This window comes from Streptomyces sp. NPDC054834 (assembly GCF_053611185.1).
The window spans coordinates 74,026-94,234 of sequence record NZ_JBSGZV010000032.1 but is presented as its reverse complement, the minus strand read 5'-3'; the positions used below and the strand labels follow the sequence as shown (position 1 = coordinate 94,234).

Genomic DNA, 20,209 nt, shown 5'->3' with positions numbered 1-20,209 from the left:
CAACTGTGAAGCTCTGGTGAAGAAATTTGAGCATAGGTCCGCTATCGGCCGCAATACCGCGGACGTTGGAATTCCGCTTGTGTGGATCGGGGAGTTGACGGAGCGTCGGGGAACTCAGCCCCGCCCCACGTACGGCATCGTCGTCGCCAGGACCGTCGCGAACTGCACGTTCGCCTCCAGCGGCAGCTCGGCCATGTGCCGCACGGTGCGCGCCACGTCGGCGACGTCCATCACCGGTTCCGGGGCTACCTCCCCGTTGGCCTGGAGCGCGCCCGCCGACATCCGGGCCGTCATGTCGGTGGCCGCGTTGCCGATGTCGATCTGTCCGACGGCGATCCGGTACGGCCGCCCGTCCAGAGCCAGCGACTTGGTCAGACCGGTCAGCGCGTGCTTGGTCGCGGTGTAGGCGGCCGAGTGCGGGCGGGGCGTGTGCGCCGAGATCGAACCGTTGTTGATGATCCGCCCGCCCTGCGGGTCCTGCTCCTTCATCCGGCGGTACGCGGCCTGTGCGCACAGGAACGCCCCGTTGAGGTTGGTGTCCACCACGTGCCGCCAGGCGTCGTAAGGCAGTTCCTCGACGGGCACCCCGCCGGGGCCGAAGGTGCCCGCGTTGTTGAACAGCAGGTCGACGCGCCCGAACCGGTCCACGGTGGCGGCGAAGAGCGCGGCCACCTCCTCGGGCCGCGCCACATCGGTCCGTACGGTCAGCGCGGCGCCCTCGGGCACCAGCGCCGCCGTCCCCTCCAGGGTCTCCGTACGCCGCCCCGCCAGCGCCACCGACCATCCGGCCAGCAGCAGCTCCACGGCGACCGCCCGGCCGATGCCGGAACCGGCGCCGGTCACCACCGCGATCCTCGTCCGCGTGTCAGTCATGACACGGAAGCGTACGAGGCCTCCTCCCCGGGATAGCGCACACCGATGCGCTCCCGTACGGCGTCCAGCGTCCGCATCACCGCGAGCGTGCCCTCCAGCGGCACCAGCGGGGACTCCGTCTCACCCGCCCGCAGCGCCCGCATGACCTCCTTCGCCTCGTGCCGCAGGCTGCTGCGCGGTCCGTCGGCCGGGTCGGCGGCGAACTCCTCGGGGTCGCGGCCGTCGCGGTGCAGCACGAAACGGTCGGGGTGGAAGAAGCCGTGCGGGATGTCGATCCGGCCCTGCGAGCCGGTCACCGACGCCGAGACGGACGTACCACCGACGATCGAGCAGTGCACCGAGGCGAGCGCGCCGCCGCCGAAGGACAGCAGGGCGGCCGTCTGGAGGTCGACGCCCTCCGGGGACAGCGTCGCGCGGGCGGTCACGTCGGACGGCTCGCCGAGCAGCAGCTGCGCGAACGACACCGGGTACACGCCCAGGTCGAGCAGCGCGCCGCCGCCGAGCGCCGGGTTCCGCAGCCGGTGCGCGGGCGGGAAGGGCCCGGCGAGACCGAAGTCGGCCTGCACAGTGCGCACTTCGCCGATCGCGCCGTCGTCGACGAGCGCCTTCAGCCGCCGGACCAGCGGGTTGCAGTACATCCACATCGCCTCCATGAGGAAGCGCCCGCGCCCGCGCGCCAGCTCGACCAGTTCCTCGGCCTCGCGCAGGTTCAGCGTGAACGGCTTCTCGCACAGCACGTTCCGCCCGGCCTCCAGGCACAGGCCGGCCGCCGCCCGGTGTGCCGAGTGCGGGGTGGCGACGTACACGACATCGATGTCCTCGTCCTTCGCCAGCGCTTCCCAGTCGCCGTACGCCCGCGGGATCCCGAACCGCTCCGCGAACGCCCGCGCCGACTCACCGCTGCGCGAGGCCACCGCCACCAGCTCCGCGTCCGGCAGGTCCACCAGGTCCGCCGTGAACGCGGCGGCGATCCCGCCCGTCGCCAGGATTCCCCACCGCACGCTCTGCTCCGCCATCCCCACCCTCGCTCATGTGATCCCCGGCACTGTGTACGACCGGCGTGTACGAGCTGAGAGCATAGGTGCCGGTCGGCACAGAGAGGGAGGGGCACATGGGCGAGCACGCGGCGGCGTCGGCACCGGAGCTGAAGCAGGGGTCCGCACCGCGGGAGCCGTCCGTCCCGGCCGTGCGCCGCACCGGCCTCCTGCTCGTCCTCGTCCTCGGCGGCCTCACCGCGACACCCCCGCTGGCGATGGACATGTACCTCCCGTCCCTGCCCGCGGTCACCCGCTCCCTGCACGCCCCCGCGGCGACCGTCCAGCTCACCCTCACCGCCTGCCTGGCCGGGATGGCCCTCGGGCAGCTGGTGGTCGGCCCGATGAGCGACCGGTGGGGCCGCAGGCGCCCGCTGCTCGCCGGCCTCGCCGTGTACGTCGTGGCGACCGCCCTGTGCGCGGTCGCGCCCACCGTGGAGACCCTGGTCGCCTTCCGGCTGGCACAGGGACTCGCGGGCGCCGCCGGGATCGTCATCGCCCGGGCGGTCGTCCGGGACCTGTACGACGGCGTGGCCATGGCCCGTTTCTTCTCCACCCTCATGCTGGTCTCGGGGGCCGCGCCCATCGTCGCGCCGCTGATCGGCGGACAGATCCTGCGGGTGACGGACTGGCGGGGGGTGTTCGTGGTCCTGACGGTGGTCGGGGCCCTGCTGGCCTGCGTCGTCTGGCTCAGGCTGCCCGAGACCCTGCCGCCCGCCGAACGCCACGTCGGCGGCGTCGGCGAGGCGCTGCGCGCGATGCGCGGGCTGCTCGCCGACCTGCCCTTCACCGGCTACGTGCTCGCGGGCGGCTTCGCCTTCGCCGCGCTCTTCGCCTACATAAGCGCCTCGCCTTTCGTGATCCAGGAAATTTACGGCGCCTCCCCGCAGACGTTCAGCCTGCTGTTCGGGCTGAACTCCGTGGGCCTGGTCGTCGCCGGGCAGATCAACGGCAAGGTGCTGGTCGGCCGGGTGCCCCTGGACAGGGTGCTGGCCGTCGGTCTGACCGCCGTCGTCCTCGCCGCCGGCGCGCTGCTGCTGATGTCCGCCGGCGCCTTCGGGGACGTCGGCCTCGCCCCCGTCGCCGCCGCCCTCTTCGTGCTGATGTCCGCGATGGGCATCACCCTGCCCAACGCCCAGTCCCTCGCCCTGCTGCGCACCCGGCACGCGGCCGGCTCCGCCTCCGCGCTGCTCGGCACCTCCTCCTTCCTCGTCGGAGCGGTCGCCTCGCCGCTCGTCGGCGTCGCCGGGGAGCACAGCGCCGTGCCCATGGCCGTCGTCCAGTTGGCGGGATCACTGGTCGCGCTGGCCTGCTTCGTGGGAATGTGCCGTCCCTGGAACACCCGTACGCGTACGGGGACGGAGGGAGCAGAGAGCTGAGCGCACCAAGACTGCGCGTCGACACCCCGGAACGGGCCGGGCTCGACCGCACGGAACTCGGCCGCCTGGTCCGCGAGGTCCGCGGCCTCACCACCCGGGAACGCCCCTGGGCGGCGGGCGTCGTCGTGGTGGCCGGGCGCGGGCCGGTGATCGCCGCGCGGGAGGCGGCGGGCTGGGCTGTGCGGTACGGCTCCTACGACCCGGAGACCGACGCGGGCGTCGAACTGCCCCCGGCCGCCCGGGTGCCGATGACCGTCGACACCCCCTTCGACCTGGCCTCGCTCACCAAGCTGTTCACCTCGGTCGCCGCCGTCCAGCAGATCGAGCGGGGCACCCTCGGGATGGACGCCCGGGTGGGCGCCTACCTCCCGGAGTTCCGGGCCGCCGCCGAGCACGGCATCACCGTGCGGCAGCTGCTCACCCACACCTCCGGGCTGCGCCCCGAGCTGCCGCTGTACGACTGCGCCGACGACACCGCGCGGCTGGCGCTGCTGCGGGCCGAGGCGCCGATCGGTGAGCCGGGCACGTACCTCTACTCGGACCTGAACATGCTGCTGCTCCAGTTCGTGCTGGAGCGCGTCACCGGCCGCACCCTCGACGTCCTGGTGCACGAGGGGATCACCCGGCCGCTGGGGATGACCGCGACCGGCTTCGGGCCGTGCCCGGACGCCGCGGCCACCGAGGACCAGCGGCGGCCGTGGGCCAAGGCGGACCGGGGGATGCTGCGGGGCGTGGTCCACGACGAGAACGCCTGGGCGCTGGGCGGGGTGGCCGGCCACGCGGGCCTGTTCGGCACGGGCCGGGACCTCGCGGTCTTCTGCCGCACCCTTCTCGCGGGCGGCGCGTACGGTCCCGCGCGCATCCTCGGCCCCGACTTGGTGGAACTGCTGCTGACCCCGCCCGGCCTGGGCTTCGCCGTGGACCAGCCGTGGTTCATGGGAGAGCTGGCGGGCGGGGGAGCGGCGGGCCACACCGGCTTCACGGGGACGTCCCTGGTGCTGGACCCGGCCACGGACACGTTCCTGGTGCTGCTGGCCAACACCGTGCATCCCCGCCGGCGGCCACCGGACAGCGGGCCCAGGGCAGCGGCGGCGACGAGGATGGCCCGGGCGGTCCAGGGGGCCTGAGAGCCTGAGAGAATCGGCGTGTGAACGCCCCCGCCTCCGCAGCCGACACCCTCCGCGCGACCCTCACCGGACTGCTCGACGGGCTACCGCCCTCGCAGGCCGCCGGGGCCGTGGAACGGCTGATCGCCAACTACCGGGGGGACACCCCGACCCACGCGCCGATCCTCCGGGACCGCGCGGACGTCGCCGCGTACGCCGCCTACCGGATGCCGGCCACCTTCGAGGCGGTCCGTTCGGCGCTGGCGGCGTTCGCGGACGCCGTGCCCGGGTGGGTGCCGGGCAGCCATGCCGACGTCGGCGGCGGGACCGGCGCGGCGACCTGGGCGGTCAGCGCCACCTGGGACGGGACGCGGCCGGTGACCGTACTGGACTGGTCCGAGCCCGCGCTGGCGCTCGGAAAGGAGATCGCCGCCGCCCACCCGGCCCTCAGGGACACCCGCTGGCAGCGGGCCCGGATCGGCGCGGCCCTCGCCCTCGACCCGGTCGACCTCGTCACCGTCTCCTACGTCCTCAACGAACTGACCGAGGCCGACCGCGCGGCGCTCGTCGACGCCGCCGCCCGGGCCGCCCGGGCCGTCGTGATCGTCGAGGCCGGCACCCCCGCCGGCTACGCCCGCGTCATCGAGGCCCGCGACCGCCTCATCCAGGCCGGCTTCCACGTCGCCGCGCCCTGCCCGCACAGCGCCGCCTGCCCCATCGCCCCCGGCACCGACTGGTGCCACTTCTCCGCGCGGGTCAGCCGCTCCTCCCTCCACCGCCAGGTCAAGGGCGGCTCCCTGGCGTACGAGGACGAGAAGTTCAGCTACGTCGCCGCCACCCGCCTGCCCGTCACCCCCGCGCCCGCCCGGGTGGTCCGGCGCCCGCAGATCCGCAAGGGCCAGGTCCTCCTCGACCTGTGCGAGACGGACGAGCAACTGCACCGGACGACGGTCACCAAACGCCACGGCGACCTGTACAAGGCGGCCCGGGACGCGGACTGGGGCGATGCCTGGCCACCCGCGGAGAGCTGAGCCGGGCCCCCAACCACGCGGCAGCCCGGGCAGCCGCCGAGGCCCACTACGGCGAGACGATCCGTCTTGTCAACCTGATAGATTCGAGCCCATGGCCGCCCAGAAGCCCGCCCAGCCCAGCCCCGACACCACCCGCCGCAGCGAGAGGTCCCGCCGCGCCATCTACGCCGCCGCCCTCGAACTCGTCGGAGAGATCGGCTACCCGAAGACCACGATCGAGGGAATCGCCGCCCGCGCCGGGGTCGGCAAGCAGACCATCTACCGGTGGTGGTCCTCGAAGGCGGAGGTCCTGCTGGAGGCCTTCCTGGACCTCAGCGAACAGGCGGCGCGGGACGCGGGGACGTCGGAGCAGGAGCCGTACGCCATCCCGGACACCGGTGACATCGCCGCCGACATCAAGGCCGTGTTGCGGGCCACCGTCGACCAGTTGACGGATCCCCGGTTCGAGGCGCCCTCCCGGGCCCTGGCCGCCGAGGGCGTGGTCAATGAACAGGTCGGCCGCGAATTCATGGCCAAGCTCATGGAACCGTCCCTCGAGTTGTACGTCGACCGCCTGCGCTCCGCCCAGGACGCCGGCCAGGTCCGCCCCGAGATCGACCCGCGCATCGCCCTCGAGTTCTTCATCTCCCCTCTCGCCCAGCGCTGGCTCCAGTACACGGGCCCGATCTCCTACGAGTACACCGACACCCTCGTCGACTACGCGCTGTACGGCCTCGCCCCGCGCTGAGCCGGGGCCGTATCCGGGAAACCGCGCCCGGAAATGCGCTGTTCACCCCCGATCCGGGTGCGCGGTATGTCTTGTCTCACTCACCCCGGATGTCGGCTCCGGCCTCCCGGAGCGCGGGACGGTGCGACCATAGGGCATGTTGACCGCACGACAGGCGAGGCGAGGCGATAGATGAGCGCGGAGTTCGACAGCCGGTCCGGCCGGCAGGGCAGAATCTCCCAGTGGCTGCGCGGACGCCGCCCGAAGCAGGCCGCCGACGACGGCGGCCGTGAGACCCTGTTGCTGGCCGCCGCCGGAGCGGGACTTCCGCTCGCGCCCGCCGCGTACCCCGCGCCCGGCTACCGCTGCTCCTGCGACCGCGTCGGCTGCCCCACCCCCGCCCGGCACCCGGTGTCGTTCGCCTGGCAGACGCAGTCCACCGCCGACCGCGCCCAGATCGAACGCTGGGCCCGGCACCAGCCGCAGGCCAACTTCGTCACCGCCACCGGCATGGTGCACGACGTCCTCGACGTCCCCCTGGAGGCCGGCCGGGAGGCGCTCGACAGGCTGCTCGGCTCCGGTGTCGAGGTCGGCCCGGTCGCCGAGAGCGACGACGGCCGCATGCTGTTCTTCACCCTCACCCGGGGCACGCCCGAGGACGAGGACGAGTGGTGGCCCTGCGAGCTGGACTGCCACCCCGAGACCATGGACGAGCACCCGGGCCTGCGCTGGCACTGCCGGGGCTCGTACGTGCTGGTCCCGCCGGCCCGGCTGCCGGGCGACGGCCAGGCCGTGCGCTGGGTACGCGGCCCGGAGCATCCGCTGCCGGACCCGCTGAGCCTGCTGGAGGTCCTCACCGACGCCTGCGCCCGCTACGCCGGTGACGAACCCGGCCACGCGGCGGCGGCCTGGCCCCTGCGGCACTGACCCCCCGGCCGGCAGGCCACCGGGTGAGGGCTCCTAGCCGCCCTCAGCCCCCGTCAGCCCCTGGATCCGGCCCAGTACCGACACCTTGCCGCCCGCCTTCGGGTCCAGGGCGACCTCGTTGGAGACGAGCTCCAGCGTCAGCGACTGCTTGATCTCGCCCTTGGTCAGGGCCTTCACGTCGTCGCCGGGGGTGGGCACGGAGGTGCCGGCGGCGGCGGTCTGCTTCTCGTAGTGGTGCGTGGTGAAGAACACCAGCGCCCCGCCGTCCGCGGTGCGCAGCGCCAGTGGCGCGTAGTCGCCCTTCGTCAGCGGCTCGTCGATGTACTGCGTGACCAGACCCGGCTTCTTGGCGCCCTTCGCGCGGTCCTTGCGCCACCCGCTGGTGTGCGCGCCGTCCGCGAAGACGTTCCCGCCGCTCCTGAGGTACGTCGCGTACGCCTGGCTGAGCTGCTGCGGCTCGACGGCCAGTGAGGCGGAGGCCGCGGGGACGGCCTCGCCCCAGCCGTCCTTGTCCTTCTTGAACTCGGGCACGTTGCCGGGGGCCACCAGCGTCACGTACGCCGCCTGCCACGGCTCGGCGAGATCGTCGCGGGTGAAGACGAACAACCAGCGCGCGGCACCGCCCTTGTTGGCGGCGGCGTCCACCACGAACCAGCGCGGCCAGCCGGCCTTCTTGACGATGGTGTACTTCGCGTCCGACAGCTTCAGCGGGGTGTGACCGGTGTTGCCGCCCGGGCTGTTCGCGTGCCCGGCCTTCAGCCGGGCCCCGTCGATGTCGCCGAAGGCGCCGGTGACGTGATCCGCGTCCAGGGAACGGTCGTACGCCTTGTCGGCGTTGTTGTACGCGTCCGTGAACTGCCGCAACGCCTTCGCGGCCTCGGCGCGGGTGGCCGCCGGGAGCACCTCGCGCTCCCCGTGCACCACCACACATCCGCTCGCCGTCAGCGACAAAGCGGTCAGCGAGGTGGCTATGAGTGCGTTCCGGTCACGCCTGCGGAGCCTGCGAGGGCTGCGATCCCTGGTCATCAGGTGCGTTCACCTTCCCCTTCCCGGAGGCGAACCCTACCGGGGACAGGAACAGCGCGAGCGTCGGGATCAGGTACAGCAGCCACACCGTGACCTGGATCACGGTCGGGTCGGGCTGGAAGTTCAACACGCCCTTCAGCAGCGTGCCGTACCAGCTGTCCGGCGGGATCGTGCCGCTGATGTCGAAGGCCAGGTTCGTCAGCCCCGGGATGATGTCGGCCTCCTGGAGATCGTGGAAGCCGTACGCCAGCACGCCGGCCGCGACCACGACCAGCATCCCGCCGGTCCAGGTGAAGAACCTGGCGAGGTTGATCTTCAGGGCACCGCGGTAGAACAGCCAGCCGAGAAGGACCGCCGTCGCCAGGCCCAGCGCCACGCCGACCAGCGGACGCGGGGTGCCGTCGGACGCCGCGTGCACCGACGCCCACACGAACAGGGCGGTCTCCAGGCCCTCCCGGCCCACGGCCAGGAACGCCGTCGCCACCAGCGCGCCCGTGCCCATCGCCAGGGCCGCGTCCAGCCTGCCGTGCAGCTCCGACTTCAGATGCCGGGCGGTGCGCCGCATCCAGAACACCATCCAGGTCACCAGGCCCACCGCGACGACCGACAGCGAACCGCCAAGCGCCTCCTGCGCCTTGAACGTCAGTTCCTGGGAGCCGAATTCGAGGACGCAGCCGAAGCCCATCGCGATGGCGACGGCGATGCCGATGCCGACCCAGATCGGCTTCAGGGCGTCCCTGCGGCCGGTCTTGACCAGGTAGGCGATCAGGATGCAGACGACGAGGCTGGCTTCCAGGCCCTCGCGCAGACCGATCAGGTAGTTGGAGAACACGGCTACGCCTCCTCGGAGAACAGCGTCTTGCCCCACCAGTCGCCGGAGTCCCGGACGCCGGGCGGGACGGCGAAGACCGCCGAACCCACGTGCTGGATGTACTCGTTGAGCGCGTCCTTCGCCGACAGCTGCCGCTGCAACGGGATGAACCCCTTGCGCACGTCACGCTGGTAGGCCAGGAAGAACAGGCCCGCGTCCAGGCGGCCGAGGCCGTCGGTGCCGTCGGTGAAGGAGTAGCCCCGGCGCAGGATGGTGATCCCGTGGTTGGAGTCGGGGTGCGCCAGGCGTACGTGCGCGTCCGGCTTCATCGCCTTCAGGAACGGTTTGTCGTGCTCCTTGGCCTTGCCGACCGGGGCGCCCTCGCCCTTGTCGCGGCCGAAGACGTCCTCCTGCTCCTGGAGCGAGGTGCGGTCCCAGGTCTCGATGTTCATCCGGATCCGCCGGGCGACGAGGTACGACCCCCCGGTCATCCAGGCCGAGCCGTCGTCGTCACCGTCCCCGACCCACACGAACTTCTTCAGCCGGTCCGTCTCCGTGCCCGCGATGTTGCGGGTGCCGTCCTTGAACCCCATGAGGTTGCGGGGCGTCTGGGCGTCCGGCGTGGTCGAGGAGGTCTTGCCGAAGCCGAGCTGCGACCAGCGGATGGCGACCTTCCCGAAGCCGATCCGGGCCAGGTTGCGGATCGCGTGCACGGCGACCTGCGGATCGTCCGCGCAGGCCTGGACGCACAGGTCGCCGCCGGTGCGGGACTTGTCGAGGTTGTCACCCGGGAAGGCGGGCAGGTCGACCAGCGCCGCCGGGCGCTTGTCCGCCAGCCCGAACTTCCCGAAGAACGACGGTCCGAACCCGATCGTCAGCGTCAGCCGCGAGGGCTTCAGCCCCAGCGCCTCACCGGTGTCGTCCGGCGGAGCCTCGGCGAGCCCGCCGTACGCGCCCTCGCCGACCGCCTTGCCGGCCGTCATCCGGCGCGCGGCGGCCGTCCAGTCCTTCAGCATCTGCACGAACTCGGCGCGGTCGTCGGTCTTCACGTCGAACGCGGCGAAGTGCAGCCGGTCCTGCACCGGCGTGGCGATGCCGGCCTGGTGAGCGCCGTGGAACTCCACCGCCGCGCCCGCCTCGGCCGCGGCCGGGTCCACGTCGTCGCCGGTCTTCGCCATCGCCACCGCACCGCCGGCCGCGGCGGCCCCGAGCGCGAGGCCGGCGCCGCCCCAGCCGATCAGGGCGCGGCGGGACGGGCTGGTTCCCTGGGTGTCCGTCATCGTCGTCCCCCTTACTTCACAACGGCCGCGGCGAGCTTGGACAGCGGCTCCGCGAGGGCGTTGACCGCGTCCGACAGTTCCTTCTGCTGGTCGTCGGTGACCTTGTCGTAGGAGACGAAGTCGTACGAGGTCTTGTCCGAGCGGTACTTGTCGAGCAGGGCGTCCAGCGCGGTGAACTGCTTGTCCAGCTCCTTGCTGAGCGCCGGGTCGTTCTTCTGCGCGACCGGCTTGAGCAGCTCGTACGCCTTCTGCGCGCCCTCGACGTTGCCCTTGAAGTCGACCAGGTCGGTGTGCGAGTAGGCCTCCTCCTCGCCGGTCACCTTGCCGGTGGCGACCTCGTCCAGCAGCTCCTTGGCTCCGTTGGCCATGGAGGTCGGGGTGATCTCGGCCTTGCCGACCCGCTTCTGCCAGTCCTTCAGGTCGGACGCCAGCTGGTCGGCGAGGGTCTTCTCCTCGGCGCCGATCTTCTTGTCCGCCCAGAGGGCCTTCTCCAGGCGGTGCCAGCCGGTCCACTTCTGGCCGGACTCCAGGTCGCCCTTGCGGATGTCGACCTTGGGGTCGATGTCGCCGAAGGACTCGGCGACCGGCTCGGTGCGCTCCCAGCCGAGGCGGGAGGGGGCGTAGGCCTTCTTGGCGGCCTCGAGGTCGCCGTCCTTGACCGCCTTCACGAAGGTCTCCACCAGCGGCAGCGTCTGGTCGGCCTGGTCCTGGGCGTAGTCGCGGTAGTCGGCGACCGCCTTGTCCAGCTGCGGGTTCCGCTTGGCGGTGGAGCCGCCGGTGACGGTGAGCTTCTGCCGGACGCCGTGGCCCTTCATGCCCGGGCGGCAGGCGATCTCGTACGAACCGGCCTTCACCTCTGCGGTGAGGGTGTACTTGGTGCCGGGGCCGACGTTCTCCTTCTCGGAGATGATCCGGCCGTCCGGGAGGACGATCTCGACCTCGGTGGCCTTGCTGCCCTTGTTCTCGATCCGCAGCGTGACCTGGCCGGCCGGAACGGACTTGGCGGAGGTGTCGCACTTGGAGTCGGCGGCGGTCACCTGGATGGCGTCGGCACCCTTGGCGTCGCTCTTCGCCGTGCAGGCCGAGAGGGCGGTCAGAGCGGCCGCGGTCGCGGCGGCGGTGACGGTGAGTCGGACGGCTCGCATGCAGGCTCCAAGCGGAATGGTGTGGTGAGGCTGGCCTAACTTACCTGAGGCTTACCTCAGTCCTACCCACCCGGCCCCTGATTCAGCGCCCACAGAAAGATCACAGACACGGCTTGATATCGACGGCTCAAAGTCGATCCCATGGATCGGCAAAGAGGTGGTCAAGTGATCGCGTGTCCTCGAGACCGACCACATGAAGAGGGCGCGCAGGGAGGACTCGACGTACGGGCCGCTGATCGGACGTCCGCGAGCGACCGGGCGTCTTCCTCCGTCACCTCGACGGTTACCGCTCGCCCCTGCCGTCCGTGCGCTCGGCCCTGATGCGGTCGGACGTCAACTGGGCCCACCGGTGCGCCCGATGGCTGGAGGAATCGTCGGACGGCCCGCTGCACGACGCGCGCTGGAAGCTTGCCGAACGGCAGGTCTTCCCGCCGTACGTGTGGACCGGCGACTTCATGCGCGCGTGGCCGGACCGCTGCCTCGACTGGTGCGCGGGCGGCTGGGAGGGCGTCGTACCGCTGCGGCCGCTCTCACCGCCGGACGCGCCCCGGGTGAAGGCCCACCGCAAGTACGCGCGCGACGGGACCCTGGCGCCCGTCCTCCTGTGGTGGGTCACGGCGCTGGCCGGCTGGCTGCTGCTGGACTGCCACGACCGGGCGGTGGCGGCACTGGCCGAGGGGACGGACCCGAAGTGCGTGGTGCTGAACCGGGTCATGGACGAGGAGGAGTGGCGGTGGGAGCCGGAGGGCCGGCTCGCCGAGCATGAGTGGCTGACGGCCCGGCTGCTGGAGCGGTCGGCCACGGAGCAGCACCGGCGGCGCGTGCTCAGGGTCTCGACGACGCGCTCGCCGGCCTGCCGTACGAGAGTGCCCGCACGCGCTCCTGGCCGCTCCCCGGCGGCGCCCCCGCCTGGGACGCCCTGGCCGCCGCCGTGATGTTTCAATTCCCTGGTGACTGACTACGACGTGCTGCGCGTCTTCTGCGCGGCCAACGGCGGATACGGCAACGAGCTCGGCGTCGTCCGCAACGGCTCACGGGTCCCTGACCCGGACGACCGGCAGGCGTTCGCCGCGAAGCTCGGCTTCAGCGAGACGGTGTTCGTGGACGACCCCGAGCGCGGGGTCATCGACATCTACACGCCCACCCTGCGCCTGCCCTTCGCCGGTCACCCCTGCGTCGGCGTGGGCTGGCTGCTGGACGTGCCCGAACTGGTCACCCCGGCCGGAGTCGTCGGCGTCCGCCTGGACGGCGAGTTCAGCTGGATCGAGGCCCGTGCCGAGTGGGCGCCGCCGCGCACCCTGCGCCAGTACGCGACCGCCGCCGAGGTCGAGGCACTGCCCGTGCCGCCGAAGGGCGAGTGGATCTACGCCTGGGCGTGGGAGGACGAGGCCGCCGGCCGGATCCGCGCCCGCGCCTTCCCCGGCCGGGACGATGGCATCGAGGAGGACGAGGCGACGGGCGCGGCGGCACTGCTGCTCACGGAGCGGCTGGGCCGCGCCCTCAACATCACCCAGGGCTCCGGATCCCAGATCCTCACGGCCCCGCAGCCCGGCGGCTGGGTGGAGGTCGGCGGCCGCGTGTTCCTGGAGCGCCAGCCCGAGCGGCCCTACTAGGGGGCCCTAGGGCAGCGTGAGGATCTCCGTCCCCGTCTCGGTCACCACCAGCGTGTGCTCGAACTGGGCCGTCCGCTTGCGGTCCTTGGTCACCACGGTCCAGCCGTCGTCCCACATGTCGTACTCGTGCGTGCCCAGCGTCAGCATCGGCTCGATCGTGAAGGTCATCCCCGGCTGCATGACCGTCGTGGCCTGCGGGCTGTCGTAGTGCGGGATGATCAGCCCGGAGTGGAACGACGAGTTGATGCCGTGCCCGGTGAAGTCCCGGACCACCCCGTATCCGAAGCGCTTGGCGTAGGACTCGATGACCCGGCCGATGACATTGATCTGCCGGCCCGGCTTGACCGCCTTGATCGCCCGGTCGAGGGACTCCCGGGTCCGCTCGACCAGCAGCCGTGACTCCTCGTCGACGTCACCCACCAGATAGGTGGCGTTGTTGTCGCCGTGCACCCCGCCGATGTACGCCGTCACGTCCAGGTTGACGATGTCGCCGTCCCTGAGCACCGTCGAGTCCGGGATGCCGTGGCAGATGACCTCGTTGACGCTGGTGCACAGCGACTTGGGGAAGCCGCGGTAGCCGAGCGTCGACGGGTAGGCGCCGTAGTCGCACATGTACTCGTGGGCGACCTTGTCCAGCTGGTCCGTGGTCACGCCCGGCGCGATGAGCTTGGCGGCCTCCTCCATGGCCCGCGCGGCGATGCGCCCGGCGCGCCGCATCGCCTCGATGGTCTCGGGCGTCTGCACCTCCGGCCCGGTGTACGGCGTCGGCGCGGGCTTGCCGACGTACTCGGGCCGGCGGATGTTGCCGGGGACCGAACGGGTGGGGGACAGCTCCCCTGGGACGAGCAGCGACTGGCCAGACATGCCAGCGAGTCTAACCAGCGGGCGTGGGGGAACATGTGGGTGGCGAGAGGAGCTGGTCATGGCCCTGTTCAAGAAGCGGACGGCTGGGAAGCCCGGCGAGTGGTACTACTGCCTGCACCACAAGAAGGTCGAGGAGGGCCCGGAGTGCCCGGCCAAGGACCGCTTCGGCCCGTACACCACCCGCGCCGAGGCCGAACACGCGATGGAGAGCGCCCGCGAGCGAAACCTCCAGTGGGAGAACGACCCGCGCTGGCACGACGCGCCGGCGGGCGGGAAGACGGACGAGGACTGACAGGCGGGCGCGTGGCGGGAGTGCCGAGGCGCCCGCGCCCGCACGGCGCCCCGGCGGGCGGAGTACCCGTGAGGACTGATCAGTTCCGCACCGACGCGGGTGCCCCGGCGGCCCGACGCTCGCGCATACGCACCGCGTGCTCGTTGGTCCGGGCGTCGTACGTCATCAGCCCCGGCAGGCAGAGCGCGAGCAGCCCGACCGCGCCCGCGCACGCCAGCCCGCCGGACCAGACGGAGGTGCGCACCCCCGCCCACGCGGCGAAGCCGCCCGCCCGGACCTGACCGAGCTGCGGCCCGACCGAGTACGACAGCAGTTCGATCCCGGCGAGCCGCCCGCGCAGCTCGTCCGGGATCGTCTGGTTCCACATGGCGGCCCGGAAGATGCCGCTGACCATGTCGAAGCCGCCGCCGAGGGTGAGGAACAACAGCGCCGGCCAGACGTTCCCCGAGGCGCCCGCGGCGGCCACGGCAAGGCCCCACAGCGCGGCCGACAGCACCACCATCAGCCCGTGCCGGTGGATCCGCGAGGTCCAGCCGCTGGTCAGACTCACCAGCAGGGCCCCCGCCGGGACGGTGGCGTACATCAGCCCCAGCGACCACTGAGCGTGCAACTCGTCGGCGAGGAAGGGCAGGACCGCGAGCGGCATCGCGAGGAACATCGCGGCCAGGTCGACGACGTACGTGCCGAGCAACTCCTTGCGGCTCCAGGCGTACCGGGCGCCTTCGGCGACGGACCGCAGGGACGGCTTCGCGGCCATGGGGGTCCCCCCGCTCGAGCGAAGTCGAGAGTGGGGGAGGGATGCGGGGGACGGAGCGATGCGGACGACGTACGCCAGTGAGACCACGAACGTCGCCAGATCCGCCGCGTACGCCCAGCCGAGTCCCGCGTACGCCACGACCACGCCCGCCACGGCCGGTCCCGCCACGCCGCCGACCGTCCAGCGCAGGGAGTTGAGCGAGGCCGCGGCCGGCATCTCGTCGTGGGCGACGATCCGCGGCCACAGCGAGTCCAGGGCGGGCCGCTGGACGGAGACCAGGGCGGAGGACAGGGCGGCCACCAGGTAGAGCGGCCAGACGGCGGAGTGCGGCAGCAGGGCGTTGAGCAGCAGTACGGCGCTCAGCAGGCCCTGTCCCGCCTCCGTCCACACGATCAGCCGACGCTTGTCCAGCGCGTCCGCGAGCGCACCGCCGTACAGCCCGAACACCACCAGCGGCACCAGTTCGACCGCGCCGATCGCACCCACCGCCGCCGCCGACCCGGTGAGGTCCTTCAGCTGCACGGGCAGCGCCACGAAGGTGAGGAAGCTGCCGAAGTTGCTGATCAGCCCGGACATCCAGAGCTTGCGGAAGTCGGCGGAGGCCCGCCAGGGTGCGAGATCCGGCAGCAGGGCGCGGATCCCCGCGGGGCCTTTGCCGGTGGGGGGTGTGTCGGAGGCGTCGGTCACGAGGGGTCATCGTCGGACGGGGGCAGGGGCGCGGCAACCGCTTTTCGCCCGGGACACTCACCAAGGGGCAGGCGGCGGTGCCGTCAGCATTTCCGTCAGCCGGGCCAAGCGGTCCCGGAAGCGGCGTCGGGTTCTCGGGGAGCCGGCGTTCTCGCCGGCCGCCGCGCTGACCAGGTGCTGGACGCTGTCCAGGTCCAGCTCGGCGCCGTCCGGTACGGCCAGGGTCTCGTGGGCCATGGATTCCAGCTCGCCCCCGCCGGCGCCCAGGGCCAGCACCGTCACCCCGGCCCGACGGGCGTCGTGCACCCGCTCTAGCAGGGGGGCGGGCTCGGCCGGGGCCACGACGAGCAGGGTCTCGCCGCGCCGGGCCGCCTCGAGCCGGCCGGGGCCGACGGCCAGGTGCGCCGGGTCCGAGGGGCGCGCCTCGTGTCGTACGAGGGTCGGGGCCAACTCGGGCGTGCCCGACCAGGCGGCCTCGTCCACCAGGTGGGCCGCCAGGTGCCAGGGCTCGTACTCCGGGGTGCCCACCAGCAGCAGCCCGCCGCCGTGCGTCACCACGGACCCGCGCAGTACGCCCGCGAACCGCCGGGTGGCGCCCAGCCACTCGGTCCCGGCGAGCACTTCACGCAGCAGCGCGACCCGTACGGCGTCCATACGACCGCATGGTGCCGCAAACGGTCACTCGTGACGCGGAGTTCACTCCGAATTCGCTCAATTCGGGGACAGTGTCCGGTCAGCACAGGTCCGCACAGGTCCGCGTCCGCCCGAGGAGCCGCCCCTATGACCGACGCCACCGTCCCCTTCCGCGCGGGCCGCGAGGGTCACGCCAGTTACCGGATCCCGGCGGTGGTGGCCACCCGGTCCGGGAGACTGCTCGCCTTCTGCGAGGGGCGGGTCGACTCCGCGCGGGACTACGGGCACATCCGGATCGTGCTGAAACGGTCGGCGGACGGCGGCCGCACCTGGGGTCCGCTCCAGGTGGTCGCCGACAACGGCGACGACCTGGCCGGCAACCCCGCCCCCGTCGTCCTCGACACCGGCCGGGTCCTGCTCGTCCACGTCCGTTCCGCGGCCACCGCCTCCGAGGACGCCCTGCTGCGCGGCAAGGTCAAGGACGCCGCCGGCCGCCGGGTGTGGGTGCAGCACAGCGACGACGAGGGCGCCACCTGGTCGGCGCCCCGGGAGATCACCAGGCAGGTGAAGAAGACGGGCTGGCGCTGGTACGCCACCACCCCCGGTCACGCGATCCAGCTGAGCTCCGGCCGGGTCGTCGTCCCCGGCAACCACACGCTGCCGCCCACCGGCTCCGACACCGGCACGGAGGCCAAGTACAACAGCGGCCACGGCCTGCTCAGCGACGACCGGGGCGAGAACTGGTACCTCGGGTACGTCGACGAGAACACGAACGGCTACGTCAATGTGAACGAGACCACCGCCGCCGAACTCCCCGACGGGCGCGTCTACTTCAACACCCGCAACGACTCGCCGTCCCCGGGCAACCGAGCCGACGCCCACTCCGAGGACGGCGGGAGGACCCTGCGCACCCCCTTCCGTCCGCAGGCCGGACTGGACGGCCCCGTCTGCCAGGGCAGCGTGCTCCAGCTCAGCGACCCCGACGTGCTGCTCTTCTCCGGCCCCGCCTTCCCCGGCGGCCGGGCCCTGATGACCGTCCGCGCCTCCACGGACGCCGGCCGTACCTGGCGGCCCGTCCACACGGTCGACGGTCTGCCCGCCGCCTACTCCGACCTGGTGCGGATCGACGCCCGCACGGTCGGACTCCTCTACGAGACCGGCGACTTCGGCGCCTATGAACGGATCGTGTTCCGGCGGGTGCCCGTGACGGTGACCACCTGAGCCGGTGGGGCCCGGGCGACGGACGTAGAGTCGGCGCATGACCTCTAGCGACAGCGCACAGAAGGCCCCCGCCAAGGACCCCTGGGACCTGCCCGACGTCTCCGGACTGGTCGTCGGCGTGCTCGGCGGCACCGGTCCGCAGGGCAAGGGCCTCGCCTACCGGCTCGCCAGGGCCGGCCAGAAGGTGATCATCGGCTCGCGGGCCGCCGAGCGCGCGCAGGCCGCCGCCGAGGAACTCGGGCACGGCGTCGAGGGCGCCGACAACGCCGAGACCGCGCGGCGCAGCGACATCGTGATCGTCGCGGTGCCCTGGGAGGGGCATGGGAAGACCCTGGAGTCCCTGCGTGAGGAACTGGCCGGGAAGCTGGTCGTGGACTGCGTCAACCCGCTCGGCTTCGACAAGAAGGGCGCCTACGCGCTGAAGCCGGAGGAGGGCAGCGCCGCCGAGCAGGCCGCCGCGCTGCTGCCGGACTCCCGGGTGGCCGCCGCCTTCCACCACCTCTCGGCGGTGCTCCTCCAGGACCCCGCGATCGACGAGATCGACACCGATGTGATGGTGCTGGGCGAGGAGCGGGCCGACGTGGAGACCGTCCAGGCGCTGGCCGGGCGCATCCCCGGGATGCGCGGGATCTTCGCCGGGCGGCTGCGCAACGCCCACCAGGTGGAGTCCCTGGTCGCGAACCTGATCTCCGTCAACCGCCGGTACAAGGCGCACGCGGGGCTCCGCATCACGGACGTCTGACCGGATGGGGGACACTGGTCGCCGAAGCAGTGTCCCCCGACAGGAGCCCCCCGAAATGCCCCGCCTCGCCCTCTACACCCTCGTCGTGTGCCTCCTCGCCGTGGCCGCGGCCGTCGTCTCCTTCGTCCAGGGCAGCTGGCTGGTGGGGGTCGTCTGGGTGCTGCTCGCCGGTCTGTCGTCCAACATGACCTGGTACTACCTGCGGCGGGGCCGGGCCGGCTACTCCCAGAAGCGGTAGAGGCTCCAGCCGTAGGCGGTGTCGAACTCGCTCACCCCGAGCCCCCGCAGGATCGCGTCGACCAGGTCGAAGAAGACGTGGTTGACCGACGGCAGCCACAGCAGCGCGAACACGAACAGCAGTCCGAACGGCGCGAACGGCTCCACCTGCCGCTTGACGCCGTCCGACAGCCAGGGCTCGATCACGCCGTAGCCGTCCAGACCGGGGACCGGCAGGAAGTTCAGGACCGCGGCCGTCACCTGGAGCAGCCCGAGGAAGGCGAGGGCGAAGCGGAACTCGAGGGGCACCCCGTCCAGCGCGTTCAGCCAGAACGGGGCCGTGCACACCGCCGCGAACAGCACGTTGGTCAGCGGGCCGGCCGCCGATATCAGGCTGTGCCGCCAGCGCCCCCGGATCCGGCCGCGCTCGATGAACACCGCGCCGCCCGGGAGCCCGATCCCGCCCATCATCACGAACACCACGGGCAGCACGATGCTGAGCAGGGCGTGCGTGTACTTCAGCGGGTTCAGCGTGAGGTAGCCCTTCGCGCCGACCGAGACGTCACCGCTGTGCAGGGCCGTGCGCGCGTGCGCGTACTCGTGCAGGCACAGGGAGACGATCCAGGCGGCCGTCACGAACAGGAACACGGCGACGCCCGGCTGGTCGGCGAACCCCGTCCAGGTGGCCCATCCCGTGACCGCGGTGACGGCCAGGATCCCGACGAACACGGGACTGATCCGCCGCTCGCTGTGGCGGGTGGTGGCGGTGGTCATGCGGCGGACTCCTGTGGGTCGAGGCTGGAGCCGAGGCGGTCGGCGAGCCCGACCGTACCGGGCGTAAGGGGAAAACGTCTCGCGGACGGGTGCCGGTTCCTAGGAAGGTGGGGGAATGGTTCTGAGGCGAGCGCTGTACGAGGGCTGGCAGATGGAGTGCTGCGGCAGGACGTTCTCGGTCGGGGACGAGGTGGCGTGGCCGGTGGTGCCCATGGAATCCGACGACATGCGGGCATGGGGCTGGGACGAGGAGGAGTACGAGGGGCTGCTGCGGGTCGAGTACCACAGCGACGGGTGGCCCACGGCCACGGGCCGCGTCCGCGCCATCCACCTCGTCCACCAGGAGTACGCGGAGACCGGCCCGGGCTCGCGCACCTTCACACCGGTGCCCGGCCGGCGGACGCTCGAACCGGTCGACAGCTGCCCGAAGTGGTTCACCCGCCGCGAACCCGCCGACGGCCCGGGACCCCGGCGCAGGCAGGACACGGACGGCGTCCTCGTCACCCTCGACGTTCCCGACCCCCCGGAAGCCGTCCACGGGACGGGACACCGCCGACGGTCGTCCGTTACGGACGGTATGCCCGCCGCCTCGAACGTCCTCGGCGCCCCGCCGGGCCAACCCCGTGACCGGCGGTGAGTCCAGCGGGGAGAATAGGGCCCGTGCGGTATCGCGTTCTCGGCACCACCCAGGTACTCCGTCCCGACGGTACGTCCGTCCCGGTGGGCGGAGCGCGGTTGCGCGCGCTGCCGGCCGTGCTCGCGCTCAGGCCGACGCGGACGCCGGCGGTGGGGGTGCCGGCCGGTCTGGAGGCCGCGGGCGCCTCGCCGGGCCAACCCTGTGACCGGCGGTGAGTCCAGCGGGGAGAATAGGGCCCGTGCGGTATCGCGTTCTCGGCACCACCCAGGTACTCCGTCCCGACGGTACGTCCGTCCCGGTGGGCGGAGCGCGGTTGCGTGCGCTGCCGGCCGTGCTCGTGCTCAGGCCGACGCGGACGTCGGCGGTGGGGGTGCCGGCCGGTCTGGAGGCCGCGGGCGCCTCGCCGGGCCAACCCTGTGACCGGCGGTGAGTCCAGCGGGGAGAATAGGGCCCGG

Annotated in this window: 24 protein-coding genes; 14 read left to right on the top strand and 10 right to left on the bottom strand. The window is 72.4% G+C overall.

All coding sequences use genetic code 11. The features are described from left to right. Positions 1 to 114: 114 nt before the first annotated feature. Together ACWGJM_RS33390 and ACWGJM_RS33385 are read right to left on the bottom strand one after the other, a co-directional pair. Positions 115 to 873, bottom strand: coding sequence for an SDR family oxidoreductase (locus ACWGJM_RS33390; RefSeq protein ID WP_453415491.1), 759 nt, complete (start codon positions 871 to 873; stop codon positions 115 to 117). Then, positions 870 to 1,889 (bottom strand): Gfo/Idh/MocA family protein, encoded by a 1,020-nt coding sequence (locus tag ACWGJM_RS33385; RefSeq protein ID WP_453415490.1) that lies wholly within the window; start codon positions 1,887 to 1,889, stop codon positions 870 to 872. The genes ACWGJM_RS33390 and ACWGJM_RS33385 overlap by 4 nt, the downstream gene beginning before the upstream one ends. Positions 1,890 to 1,984: 95 nt before the next feature. Between ACWGJM_RS33385 and ACWGJM_RS33380 the strand changes: the two genes are divergently transcribed. From ACWGJM_RS33380 to ACWGJM_RS33360, 5 genes are all read left to right on the top strand, one after another. After that, positions 1,985 to 3,286, top strand: a complete 1,302-nt coding sequence (locus tag ACWGJM_RS33380) for a multidrug effflux MFS transporter (RefSeq protein WP_453415489.1) — start codon at positions 1,985 to 1,987, stop codon at positions 3,284 to 3,286. Further along, on the top strand, positions 3,232 to 4,413 hold the full coding sequence (locus ACWGJM_RS33375) for a serine hydrolase domain-containing protein (RefSeq protein WP_453415488.1): 1,182 nt from the start codon (positions 3,232 to 3,234) through the stop codon (positions 4,411 to 4,413). Before ACWGJM_RS33380 ends, ACWGJM_RS33375 begins: the two co-directional genes overlap by 55 nt. A 20-nt stretch (positions 4,414 to 4,433) precedes the next feature. Further along, positions 4,434 to 5,423, top strand: a complete 990-nt coding sequence (locus tag ACWGJM_RS33370; RefSeq protein WP_453415487.1) for a small ribosomal subunit Rsm22 family protein — start codon at positions 4,434 to 4,436, stop codon at positions 5,421 to 5,423. Between the two features lie 91 nt (positions 5,424 to 5,514). Continuing rightward, the gene (locus tag ACWGJM_RS33365) at positions 5,515 to 6,150 is read left to right on the top strand and encodes a TetR/AcrR family transcriptional regulator (protein WP_453415486.1); all 636 of its coding nucleotides are present in this window, start codon (positions 5,515 to 5,517) and stop codon (positions 6,148 to 6,150) included. A gap of 171 nt (positions 6,151 to 6,321) precedes the next feature. Further along, positions 6,322 to 7,056, top strand: coding sequence for a bifunctional DNA primase/polymerase (locus tag ACWGJM_RS33360; protein ID WP_453415485.1), 735 nt, complete (start codon positions 6,322 to 6,324; stop codon positions 7,054 to 7,056). A 33-nt stretch (positions 7,057 to 7,089) separates the two neighbouring features. Here the strand turns inward: ACWGJM_RS33360 and ACWGJM_RS33355 are convergent, their stop codons facing one another. From ACWGJM_RS33355 to efeO, 4 genes are read right to left on the bottom strand one after another with little or no spacing between them, the layout of a single operon-like run. Further along, complete coding sequence (locus ACWGJM_RS33355; protein ID WP_453415484.1) at positions 7,090 to 8,082, bottom strand: hypothetical protein; 993 nt, start codon at positions 8,080 to 8,082, stop codon at positions 7,090 to 7,092. Then, entirely contained in the window at positions 8,042 to 8,914 is an 873-nt protein-coding gene (gene efeU / locus ACWGJM_RS33350; protein ID WP_453415483.1) for an iron uptake transporter permease EfeU, read from the bottom strand. Before efeU ends, ACWGJM_RS33355 begins: the two co-directional genes overlap by 41 nt. A 2-nt stretch (positions 8,915 to 8,916) precedes the next feature. Next, complete coding sequence (gene efeB, locus ACWGJM_RS33345; RefSeq protein WP_453415482.1) at positions 8,917 to 10,173, bottom strand: iron uptake transporter deferrochelatase/peroxidase subunit; 1,257 nt, start codon at positions 10,171 to 10,173, stop codon at positions 8,917 to 8,919. A gap of 11 nt (positions 10,174 to 10,184) precedes the next feature. Then, positions 10,185 to 11,318, bottom strand: coding sequence for an iron uptake system protein EfeO (gene efeO / locus ACWGJM_RS33340; RefSeq protein WP_453415481.1), 1,134 nt, complete (start codon positions 11,316 to 11,318; stop codon positions 10,185 to 10,187). A gap of 305 nt (positions 11,319 to 11,623) precedes the next feature. Here efeO and ACWGJM_RS33335 point away from each other — a divergent pair, with 305 nt between their 5' ends. Then, a complete protein-coding gene (locus ACWGJM_RS33335; protein WP_453415480.1) occupies positions 11,624 to 12,253 on the top strand; it encodes a hypothetical protein in 630 nt (209 codons plus the stop codon). 15 nt (positions 12,254 to 12,268) lie between these two features. Beyond that, positions 12,269 to 12,931 (top strand): PhzF family phenazine biosynthesis protein, encoded by a 663-nt coding sequence (locus tag ACWGJM_RS33330; protein WP_453415479.1) that lies wholly within the window; start codon positions 12,269 to 12,271, stop codon positions 12,929 to 12,931. 6 nt (positions 12,932 to 12,937) lie between these two features. Here ACWGJM_RS33330 and map read toward each other — a convergent pair whose 3' ends face one another. Next, positions 12,938 to 13,795 (bottom strand): type I methionyl aminopeptidase, encoded by an 858-nt coding sequence (gene map, locus ACWGJM_RS33325; RefSeq protein ID WP_453415478.1) that lies wholly within the window; start codon positions 13,793 to 13,795, stop codon positions 12,938 to 12,940. A gap of 58 nt (positions 13,796 to 13,853) precedes the next feature. Between map and ACWGJM_RS33320 the strand changes: the two genes are divergently transcribed. Then, positions 13,854 to 14,087, top strand: coding sequence for a hypothetical protein (locus tag ACWGJM_RS33320; protein WP_453415477.1), 234 nt, complete (start codon positions 13,854 to 13,856; stop codon positions 14,085 to 14,087). Positions 14,088 to 14,166: 79 nt separating this feature from the next. Here the strand turns inward: ACWGJM_RS33320 and ACWGJM_RS33315 are convergent, their stop codons facing one another. Both ACWGJM_RS33315 and ACWGJM_RS33310 read right to left on the bottom strand, forming a co-directional pair. Beyond that, positions 14,167 to 15,531, bottom strand: coding sequence for an MFS transporter (locus ACWGJM_RS33315; protein WP_453415476.1), 1,365 nt, complete (start codon positions 15,529 to 15,531; stop codon positions 14,167 to 14,169). A 57-nt stretch (positions 15,532 to 15,588) separates the two neighbouring features. Then, on the bottom strand, positions 15,589 to 16,185 hold the full coding sequence (locus tag ACWGJM_RS33310; protein ID WP_453415475.1) for a hypothetical protein: 597 nt from the start codon (positions 16,183 to 16,185) through the stop codon (positions 15,589 to 15,591). A gap of 126 nt (positions 16,186 to 16,311) precedes the next feature. On the opposite strand from ACWGJM_RS33310, the gene ACWGJM_RS33305 reads away from it, so the two are divergent. Genes ACWGJM_RS33305 through ACWGJM_RS33295 form a run of 3 tightly spaced genes read left to right on the top strand, consistent with a single transcriptional unit; the run spans position 16,312 to position 18,365 of the window. Next, a complete protein-coding gene (locus ACWGJM_RS33305; RefSeq protein ID WP_453415474.1) occupies positions 16,312 to 17,385 on the top strand; it encodes a sialidase family protein in 1,074 nt (357 codons plus the stop codon). A 37-nt stretch (positions 17,386 to 17,422) separates the two neighbouring features. Beyond that, positions 17,423 to 18,127, top strand: coding sequence for an NADPH-dependent F420 reductase (npdG, locus tag ACWGJM_RS33300; RefSeq protein ID WP_453415473.1), 705 nt, complete (start codon positions 17,423 to 17,425; stop codon positions 18,125 to 18,127). Between the two features lie 4 nt (positions 18,128 to 18,131). Next, the gene (locus ACWGJM_RS33295; protein ID WP_453415472.1) at positions 18,132 to 18,365 is read left to right on the top strand and encodes a hypothetical protein; all 234 of its coding nucleotides are present in this window, start codon (positions 18,132 to 18,134) and stop codon (positions 18,363 to 18,365) included. Here the strand turns inward: ACWGJM_RS33295 and ACWGJM_RS33290 are convergent. After that, positions 18,347 to 19,117 (bottom strand): site-2 protease family protein, encoded by a 771-nt coding sequence (locus tag ACWGJM_RS33290; RefSeq protein ID WP_453415471.1) that lies wholly within the window; start codon positions 19,115 to 19,117, stop codon positions 18,347 to 18,349. The genes ACWGJM_RS33295 and ACWGJM_RS33290 overlap by 19 nt on opposite strands. Positions 19,118 to 19,232: 115 nt before the next feature. Here ACWGJM_RS33290 and ACWGJM_RS33285 point away from each other — a divergent pair, with 115 nt between their 5' ends. From ACWGJM_RS33285 to ACWGJM_RS33275, 3 genes are read left to right on the top strand one after another with little or no spacing between them, the layout of a single operon-like run. Then, a complete protein-coding gene (locus ACWGJM_RS33285; protein ID WP_453415470.1) occupies positions 19,233 to 19,754 on the top strand; it encodes a DUF6578 domain-containing protein in 522 nt (173 codons plus the stop codon). 23 nt (positions 19,755 to 19,777) lie between these two features. Next, positions 19,778 to 19,969, top strand: a complete 192-nt coding sequence (locus ACWGJM_RS33280; RefSeq protein ID WP_453415506.1) for a hypothetical protein — start codon at positions 19,778 to 19,780, stop codon at positions 19,967 to 19,969. Positions 19,970 to 19,992: 23 nt separating this feature from the next. Then, complete coding sequence (locus tag ACWGJM_RS33275; protein WP_453415469.1) at positions 19,993 to 20,184, top strand: hypothetical protein; 192 nt, start codon at positions 19,993 to 19,995, stop codon at positions 20,182 to 20,184. Positions 20,185 to 20,209 lie beyond the last annotated feature (25 nt).